The following is an 8,114-nucleotide window of genomic DNA, read 5'->3' on the forward strand; positions in this document are numbered from 1 at the left end:
TTTTCTTTGAATTATATCCCCCTTCGGCCAAAACGGAATTCAAAGATACATATAAAATCCCCTGCTGACATTACGTCGACAGGGGTCATTTTTATATTGGGCAAAAGGGTCAGTGATATTTTGGCTTAAGGGGTCAATTCAACCTGGTCTAAGGGGTCATCCGAGCCTGGGTTTTCCACCTCGCATCTGATACTGCTATCTTTGTATAGATAACGAATATATGCGATAGAATCAGGCTGTCCGGTATAATCGCCAATCGGACATATCCGTGTCTGATTAAAGGATATGCTGTCTATCAATGGAGGAACATTGTAATCCTGTTCAAATTTTGAAATTCTGTTTATTGCAGCTATCGTGTCTGCGTTTACAGGCATTTCTATCAGGCAAATATCTGGCTCTTCAGTCCAGCAGTGATCATGGTACTGCGTGAGAACACCATCCTCAGAGGTATATTCGACAATATATTCTTTGTCGTTGAACTTGATATAGTCAAATATAATTCCGTTGTAATAGTATCCTCCACCGCCTGTCTGCTTGAAGCCAACTTCCGACATCGATTCGGGCAAATGTCCGTTTGCCGATCGGAAAGAGTCTATGCGCTCGATTATTTTATCCCTGTTCTCAAGCTCTCGATCTCTTCTTTCTGCCGCATTATATCCCATCAGATAAGAGGCAACAATAATCAATCCGACAACAAGAACGAAGCCGACAGCAATTGAATATGCTATTATTCTGCCTAACCTTTTCATAGTTTTATCGTTTTGGCGGATAGAACAACAGTCGCCGATTATTTGCGAAATCATCATATAGGCTATCTACATGATAAAACTGTGGTTTGGAGACACCTCTCTTGTTTAGTGCTGTCAACCATTCCTCTCTTGTTTCATGCCATTCAACAGAGTCGGTCGGCACATCAATTATCACAAAGCGTCGCATTTCCCAACCGTCATATTTATGACTTGGCATCTCCTTTAATGGAGTGAGTTTTTCTGTATAATAAAGATAGATTATAGAATCGTGCAATCCAACGCTCTCTACAGAACGCCGGGCCGTGGCGAGTGTAAATCCACCGAACTTATCCGTGTTATCACGACGGATGCAGTCCCACACTTTCCCATCATCACCCCAAAGTGTAGAACACAATTCATACGGTGCAATCAATGGCACACGGTAATAATCCCATGCACCAGGGTCAGAATAAAAGTCAGTGCGAAAGGTACTATTAATTTCCTCGTTAATACGCTCCTTAACAGTATCGTATTTAGACTTTATTCTTGAACAACCGCACATCAGTACAATAGAAATGCAAAACAACAAAGTTATTCTCATCGCTTGCCTCCTTTCCTCCAAATGGCTAAAAACAGAAATAGAGTAATGGCATAATTTGCAAACACAAGATAACCCATATCTTTTATAGCGTGCCGTGAGTAGGTTCGTATGATTTCAATAGCATCCTGAGTGTTTCCTCCAGGCTCAAAATAAATTGATGTTACGTATTCTGGATAAAATATGCAACTGGCAATATTTAGAATTGCCAAAACCATCAACACTACAACGCCTATTATTTTCTGCCACTTTTTCATAGCTCATCTGAGTAGATTAATGGATTCGACAATGCAATACGGATAAGGTATTGTCCTTTTAGAGTAGTGAAACACTTTCGGGTTAAATACCCGGATTGTTACCTCAATCAGTTCATTTTCTGCCGGAGTTACCTCAATATCGCTATCACATGATAATGATAACGGAATGTAATACTCGTTTCCACGATACAGAAATTCAAGTGATGTCGATGAGGTGCAGCCAATCAGTTCCTTTATAACTATTTCGTCTTTGTCGCTCTGTTCAACAGCTTTGCCTAATGCTATATATATAACCGGTAGCGTTATAGTCGCTACTCCGTTTTCGCCATACTTCATTCCCTTGAAGGCTTCGGTGCCATATTTATCAACTCCCGGTACGTCTTTTCTGACGTACTTTCTCCATTCACTGCCATAATTTGCAGTGAGATAATCCATAATGACGGTGTTGTATTCGGACATTTGTCTATCGGAACAATATGCCATGCACCCGAAGTCTTCGTAATCAACTCCAAATTTTCTGGTGAATTGCTCTTGCCCAACATACACAACCGGAGCAATACCACCCTGCAATAATAGTTTCGCTTCACCGGATTGCCATTTATCCTTCGCAATCTTGGCAGAATAAGCGTCATCGTTCCATCCAAAATGACGCTCCGTTTCAGAAATTATAGAGTCAAGTTCAGATTGTTTTTTGCAATCAGTTAACTGACTTTGCGCCCATAGGTTACATGAAAGAGCAAAGCCAACACACAAAACCAATATTTTAGAGAGAGTAGCCATACGCAAAGTTAAGAAAAATAATTGACATCAGATGTGCAAACATCGTAAAATCAACATTGAACGATGTTTTTGGGCAACCCAACGCCGCCTGTGGCGGCCGAAATTTTTGCAAAATCGAGCGGTGTGACTTCTTCTCGAGGTCACATCGCTCTGGCTATATTACGACTTGGCTATATTTTCAGTTGTGGGAGGCTTTCTTATAGAGCCATTCATCACGGCGGCGTCTGCACTCGTTTAGAGTGTCTGCCACGCAGGAACTCTCCGTCAGTGTGGCGGTAATCATATTGATAGTGTTTCTTTCGCCGTGAGCGGTAGCCGGTGTAAAACACCTCGTATTGCTCAGTGCCGGGAGTGGTGGTTGTGCTTACTCCGTTGGTGGTTAACTTGGTTGCCATAGTGTTGCGGTTTAGTATTCTACAATCAGTATTCGGTATTCAAATGTTATATCGGGGTTGGTTATCTTCCTTTGTTTAAGCCATAGGTGGTGACTGCCAAAGCCATATACGAAGTATCGGTCAAGGTCATACTTGTCGGCAAAATCGGCTACTATCCGCCGTAGCGTTTTCTCGCTGTCGGCATAGAGAATATGGTTCACAAATTCTATGATGATTTCGGCTATTTTGTCATCAAAGATGATGGTCGGATGTTCAAATGTCACGTTCATAATCGGTGGTTATTGTGACCTGCGCCATTGCTGGCGCAGGTCGGATTAAACATTTAAGCGGTCATTCTCTCTCTGATTAGTCGGGCGTTGGAGTTCACCAAATCCACAATACGGTCGTGGTAGGCGGTGTTCTTGTTATTTTTGCCGTGACACTGCACCACTGTGAGGGTCTGCAAATCAACCTCCACGGTTTCTATTATTCTGTCACCAATCCTTGCTGACAATACAAGGCTATCGGCTTTTGTGTAGTAACCAGCTCCGAAAACGCATATATTCTGCGCTTTGCCTTCCTCATAGTATTCCTCGATGCTTTCAAGAACCTTTACTGTTATCTCGTTGTCGGAGATTACCAACCCGAAGAATTTGGACTTCATAGCCTTGAAATCGTCCTCACGCTGTTTCTCCTCCAGCAGTTTACGCTGTTCACGGTCACGCCTTTCGGCTTCCCATCGGCGTTCATTCTCAGTGCGCTCCTTCATTCGCTTGGCTTCTATTCTGCGCATCGCCCTGTCGTGTGCGTCTATGAAATCTGCGGGGCAGATGTTCTTCGGGTTGCGTATGTCCTGCCCCAGATTGTTCAGCATTTGCAGATAGTCACACCACAGTTCAAGGCTGTTGATTTTGTAGTGGTGGCGTCTGGCGATTAGATATGATGCCCAGAGCATCTCGGCGTTTTGGGGATTGAGGATAAAGTATTTCATATCCTCAATCTCTCCGGCTTTCATCAGCGTTTCAATCCGTGTGTCGGAAAGCAGCCTCTTGAAAAGCAACACGGGTGAGATGCCGTAGAAATCGCCCTTGAACCCGTTGCGTCTGAGCTGTGGGATTGTGCGTATCAGCGGATAGACTTCACTCCACTTGCAGACATCATCGTAAAGGCTGTTGTATGGTCGCACCTCCATGTCGCTGTATAACGACCACTGGTCGCAGTAGTAGGAGGGAAATGTGCGGAGCAATGCCATGTCGGTCAGTTTGCCGTCGGGTGAAATCCAACGCTGTACCACCTCGGTGCAGTAGAATTTCATCGGCTCTCCCTTTTTGCTTGAATAGTGAGCCTGCGCCACTCTGATTACCTGATAACCCCGGCAGGTGGTGAGTATGCAGAAATACCGTACACCATTCTGAGTGCGCCTGCGTGTGTCCTGCACTTTCAGTTCCGCTCCGCAGTGAGGACAGATGCAACCTTCAAGGGTGTCACACAGCGTGCCGTCACCGCTTTTCCATGAGTGTCCGCAGTCGGGGCAGGTAAGCATACCGCTTTTGGCTCGGTATGCGATATGTTCAACGCAGTTGGTGTATGCCCACTCGGTCTGCTTGGGGGATATTGGTCGCAAGGTTGCTGAAAGTCGTGCGACCTCTTTCTGTATCATTGTCTTGGGTTTCATAGTCGTAATGTTTTAGAAGTCAAAAAGACTGCGTTGTTCAACTTGGGGTCTGTTCTCTGTCGCCTTCTTGGATTGCGAGGGTCTGCGCATTTTGGACGCTTCCTCGTCACGGAGTTTTGCGATGGCGTCCTGCCGTGCCTGCTCCTTCTCCTCCTCGGTGAGTTCTACCGTATGGTTGACCACCACTTGGCAGTTGACAGGCTTTCCGACCTCTATCTCGCTTTCTTCCCAGTAGTGGACTGCCATTCCGAAGATTTCGTCGTCCTAGAATCCGTTGCACCCGCTTTTCTGCACTTGGCAGATTATATAGGAGATGCACTCGGAGAGCGACTTTGATGGATTGGCATACTTGACGGCGAACAATGCGTCAGACTCCGCCATATTGTCAAGATAAGTTCTGATTGTGTCTTGGAACGCCTGAGTTCCTTTCATTGAGTTCTGTGCCATAGTCGTAAATGTTTAGAAATTTGTCAATAGCCAATAGATTACCGCTATCATCGTCAGCAGGGATATTATCCACCCGATGCCTCTGAACACGGGTCTTACAACCACCCAGACGACCACCGCCACCAATGTGCCGATTATGAAGCCGACCACCCTTGCGACCGTCTTTAATATGCGGTATTGATGGGAGGTTTGGTGAGCTTTGCCTCGACCTGAATTTCTAATATGTGGATTTGTAGCTGTCATATAGGCGGGTGTTTTTTTTTAACCATGCGTCCAGTGACGGTGTGGCTGTATGAGTTGCTCGACGCTTGAAAGGCGTGCGGCGACAAAAAGGGCAGTTCAGACAAGCCGGCCAAATACTACCTCCGCAGGAGCGTGGAGATTTTGACGGATTGAATGAACAGCCCTTAGCCGCACGTTATATCAGGCGAGCGACTTATACTTGCCCATCCGTTAATGTGATGCTTGATTAAAAGGCACCCCCGGCATGACGGCACAAAGGAACATATCGGTCGGCAACCGGCAGTGTTGCCGATGGACTTGAAACAATGAAAAGAAAAAATGGCACCGCGCCCCGGAAAGCGGAGTCTATGACGGTCAGCGAGGCACGAACCGGCCGCCATTGTCTCCGCCCGTGGGTGCAAACAAGCGATGAGTGGCGGAGCGGTCGAAAAGTCCTTGCGAGGCAATGCGGCCCGGAATACGGACAGCCGCCATTACAGTCTTATGGTATCAGGCAGCGTCCTCGATGCCCACCATAAGGCGATGGCGGTTGTCGGTGTTCAGCATTGCCCATAGGCGTGATGCGGTCAACTGGTGTCAGTGCCTGCACCGTCACCTATTGACGGCATAACGCCGACAACACGGAAGACCGCTCCGTCTCTCATCGCTTTACCTTAGTTTTACCTTAGTACCAGATAATTCGTTTTTTTGGATTACATTCTCATTTGGTTTGGAAAATAATTTGTAACTTTGCGTCGTTTCCCAAAGTCAAATAATTTTTAAGTTTGGGAAATGGAATCAGATGAAATTAATAGAAAGACCGTTGTACCTCCGCCAGTTAGAGGGCTTGATAAACACTCCCGATATTAAGATAATAACGGGAATAAGACGTAGTGGCAAATCCAAACTGTTAGGAGCGTTCTCTGATTATATAGTCAAAACAGATGCCTCCGCAAACATCATTTATATTGACCTGACAAAAATCAAGTTTGAACATCTGAAAGAGTATCATGCTCTCAACGACTATATAGAGGAAAAATACCGGGATGGAGTCAATAATTATCTGATGATTGACGAGGTTCAGCTATGTGAAAAATTCGAGCTGGCTATCAATAGTCTGCACTCAGATGAAAAATACGATATCTATCTCACCGGCTCGAATGCTTTTCTTCTGAGCAGTGATCTTGCCACACTGTTTACAGGGCGACACATGGAGATTCACGTTTATCCATTTAGCTTCAAGGAGTACTGTGCCTATTTCGATATTGGCGGAGATTATGATGAACATTTCGAGCGTTATATAAAACTTGGAGGACTTTCAGGTTCATATACTTATAAAAACGACTCTGACAAAGAGAAGTACATTCGGGATGTTTATGACACAATCCTTATCCGGGATCTTGTAGAGAAATATCGGCTGGGAAGTGCGGCACTTCTAAAAAAGGTCGCTGAATACCTTATGGATAATGTGAGCAATATATCATCGTCAAGGAATATCAGCAATATCCTTGTCGCAAATGGCACTGAGACCAACTACAAGACAGTGGGCAGTTATATCGACCATCTCTGCCACGCCTTTGTCTTCTATGAGGCCAGAAGGTATGATGTGAGGGGTAAGACCTATCTTCAGTCGCTCAGTAAATACTATCTTGCAGATACCGGCATTCGTTTTGCGGTACTTGGCAAACGTAATATGGACTGGGGGCGTATGCTTGAGAACATAGTCTTCATAGAACTGCTACGACGCGGATATGATGTCTATGTAGGCAAGCTGTATCAGAAAGAGATTGACTTTGTTGCAATGAAAGGTAATGAGAAATTATACATTCAGGTCAGTGACGACATTTCCGGTGAAGAAACATTCCGCCGGGAAGTAGAGCCATTGTTGCAGATTCGTGATGCGTATCCCAAGATACTTCTTGCAAGAACCCGTCACGAGGAGAGTGACTATGAAGGAATTTCCATTATTGATATTCCTCGATGGTTGCTTGGATAGTATAATCGTAATGGCCGTTTGTAGTGTTTAACAATTGATTATCGAATAGTTAAAAAGAACCTTCGGCCTTGTATGAGAGAGAAAAAATGATTAAATTTGCATATGGCTTGGAAACTTGTAGAGACAAGTTGCGACAACTTGATTTGTGCCTGTCGGAGACAGAGCATCTCAAATTCAAGAGTCAGGCACTAACAAGGCACTATTAAATTTTTAGATACGCTATCTACTTGATATAGCTACATTTGGAGCGTAAGGAACAAGTCCCCCCAACTCCACAATCAACACTGATTTTCAGTGATTTACAAGATTAACACCCAATTTAACACCCAAAAATGTAAGATTGGGTGTTGTTATTTTTTTGTTGGTCTAAGGTCTAATCTGAGAAAGACAAAAAGGGAAAAGTAGGGAAGAATTTTTATTTTCCCTTTCGTTCTTTTCCCTTTAAACCTAATCACCATCGGCACACAAACACTTCGTTTTAGTGCCGTATATATAAGATACGGAGCTAAAGCGGAGCGGTTATTTGCCGAAGATTTCCCGGAGTGCGTCAGCAAAAGCTTTGTTGCATTCGCTTGGCATGTCACTTATTGGCTGACGATATTTCGAGCGGTAGAAGCTCATTTTGATGCTAAGGTTTGCAAGTATGCCATTAAGCCACTTCTCACGCTGAGGTGGTTCAAGGGTATCGGCAAGACAGCTGATAAGGTAGCACACCCGGACTTTCTCGCCATTGTTGATTTGTATTTGGTGTGAATTTGGGTGCAGATTGATGGAATGGAAAAACTCTATGCTGTCCGTCTCAGCGAACTGCTCCCCATTGCAAACTTCATGTATATTAGCGATGAGACTTAAAGGGAAATGGAAAACCCAGGCTCGGATGACCCCTTAGACCAGGTTGAATTGACCCCTTAAGCCAAAATATCACTGACCCTTTTGCCCAATATAAAAATGACCCCTGTCGACGTAATGTCAGCAGGGGATTTTATATGTATCTTTGAATTCCGTTTTGGCCGAAGGGGGATATAATTCAAAGAAAA

At 44.6% G+C, this 8,114-nt stretch carries 8 protein-coding genes and 2 pseudogenes; 1 reads left to right on the forward strand and 9 read right to left on the reverse strand.

The genetic code is table 11. The features are described 5' to 3' along the window. Nucleotides 1-125: 125 nt before the first annotated feature. From C5O23_RS13650 to C5O23_RS13685, 8 genes and pseudogenes are all read right to left on the reverse strand, one after another. A complete protein-coding gene (locus C5O23_RS13650) occupies nucleotides 126-749 on the reverse strand; it encodes a hypothetical protein (RefSeq protein WP_107033467.1) in 624 nt (207 codons plus the stop codon). A gap of 4 nt (nucleotides 750-753) precedes the next feature. Then, nucleotides 754-1,329 (reverse strand): hypothetical protein, encoded by a 576-nt coding sequence (locus tag C5O23_RS13655; protein ID WP_133166580.1) that lies wholly within the window; start codon nucleotides 1,327-1,329, stop codon nucleotides 754-756. Next, nucleotides 1,326-1,583 (reverse strand): hypothetical protein, encoded by a 258-nt coding sequence (locus tag C5O23_RS13660; RefSeq protein ID WP_107033469.1) that lies wholly within the window; start codon nucleotides 1,581-1,583, stop codon nucleotides 1,326-1,328. Before C5O23_RS13660 ends, C5O23_RS13655 begins: the two co-directional genes overlap by 4 nt. Before the next feature lie 3 nt (nucleotides 1,584-1,586). Next, nucleotides 1,587-2,363: an FEKKY domain-containing protein gene (locus tag C5O23_RS13665; protein WP_107033470.1), complete on the reverse strand. Its 777-nt coding sequence runs from the start codon at nucleotides 2,361-2,363 to the stop codon at nucleotides 1,587-1,589. Nucleotides 2,364-2,541: 178 nt separating this feature from the next. Continuing rightward, nucleotides 2,542-2,758: pseudogene (locus tag C5O23_RS13670) on the reverse strand (DUF3873 family protein). An 11-nt stretch (nucleotides 2,759-2,769) separates the two neighbouring features. Then, nucleotides 2,770-3,027 carry a hypothetical protein gene (locus tag C5O23_RS13675; protein WP_107033471.1) on the reverse strand — a complete coding sequence of 86 codons (258 nt, stop codon included), beginning with the start codon at nucleotides 3,025-3,027 and terminating at the stop codon, nucleotides 2,770-2,772. Nucleotides 3,028-3,080: 53 nt separating this feature from the next. Then, complete coding sequence (locus C5O23_RS13680; RefSeq protein ID WP_107033472.1) at nucleotides 3,081-4,412, reverse strand: PcfJ domain-containing protein; 1,332 nt, start codon at nucleotides 4,410-4,412, stop codon at nucleotides 3,081-3,083. 12 nt (nucleotides 4,413-4,424) lie between these two features. Beyond that, nucleotides 4,425-4,844: pseudogene (locus C5O23_RS13685) on the reverse strand (PcfK-like family protein). A 1,039-nt stretch (nucleotides 4,845-5,883) separates the two neighbouring features. Between C5O23_RS13685 and C5O23_RS13695 the strand changes: the two are divergent. Continuing rightward, complete coding sequence (locus C5O23_RS13695) at nucleotides 5,884-7,077, forward strand: ATP-binding protein (RefSeq protein ID WP_107033474.1); 1,194 nt, start codon at nucleotides 5,884-5,886, stop codon at nucleotides 7,075-7,077. Nucleotides 7,078-7,596: 519 nt separating this feature from the next. Here C5O23_RS13695 and C5O23_RS13700 read toward each other — a convergent pair. Continuing rightward, on the reverse strand, nucleotides 7,597-7,791 hold the full coding sequence (locus tag C5O23_RS13700; RefSeq protein WP_107033475.1) for a hypothetical protein: 195 nt from the start codon (nucleotides 7,789-7,791) through the stop codon (nucleotides 7,597-7,599). Nucleotides 7,792-8,114 lie beyond the last annotated feature (323 nt).

The sequence above is a fragment of the Duncaniella muris genome (genome assembly GCF_003024805.1).
Lineage (GTDB): Bacteria > Bacteroidota > Bacteroidia > Bacteroidales > Muribaculaceae > Duncaniella > Duncaniella muris.

Excerpts from the sequence above, each read along its gene's own strand:
- C5O23_RS13650 (WP_107033467.1), bottom strand. The coding sequence starts at position 749 with ATGAAAAGGTTAGGCAGAATAATAGCATATTCAATTGCTGTCGGCTTC.
- C5O23_RS13655 (WP_133166580.1), bottom strand. The coding sequence starts at position 1,329 with ATGAGAATAACTTTGTTGTTTTGCATTTCTATTGTACTGATGTGCGGT.
- C5O23_RS13660 (WP_107033469.1), bottom strand. The coding sequence starts at position 1,583 with ATGAAAAAGTGGCAGAAAATAATAGGCGTTGTAGTGTTGATGGTTTTG.
- C5O23_RS13665 (WP_107033470.1), bottom strand. The coding sequence starts at position 2,363 with ATGGCTACTCTCTCTAAAATATTGGTTTTGTGTGTTGGCTTTGCTCTT.
- C5O23_RS13675 (WP_107033471.1), bottom strand. The coding sequence starts at position 3,027 with ATGAACGTGACATTTGAACATCCGACCATCATCTTTGATGACAAAATA.
- C5O23_RS13680 (WP_107033472.1), bottom strand. The coding sequence starts at position 4,412 with ATGAAACCCAAGACAATGATACAGAAAGAGGTCGCACGACTTTCAGCA.
- C5O23_RS13695 (WP_107033474.1), top strand. The coding sequence starts at position 5,884 with ATGAAATTAATAGAAAGACCGTTGTACCTCCGCCAGTTAGAGGGCTTG.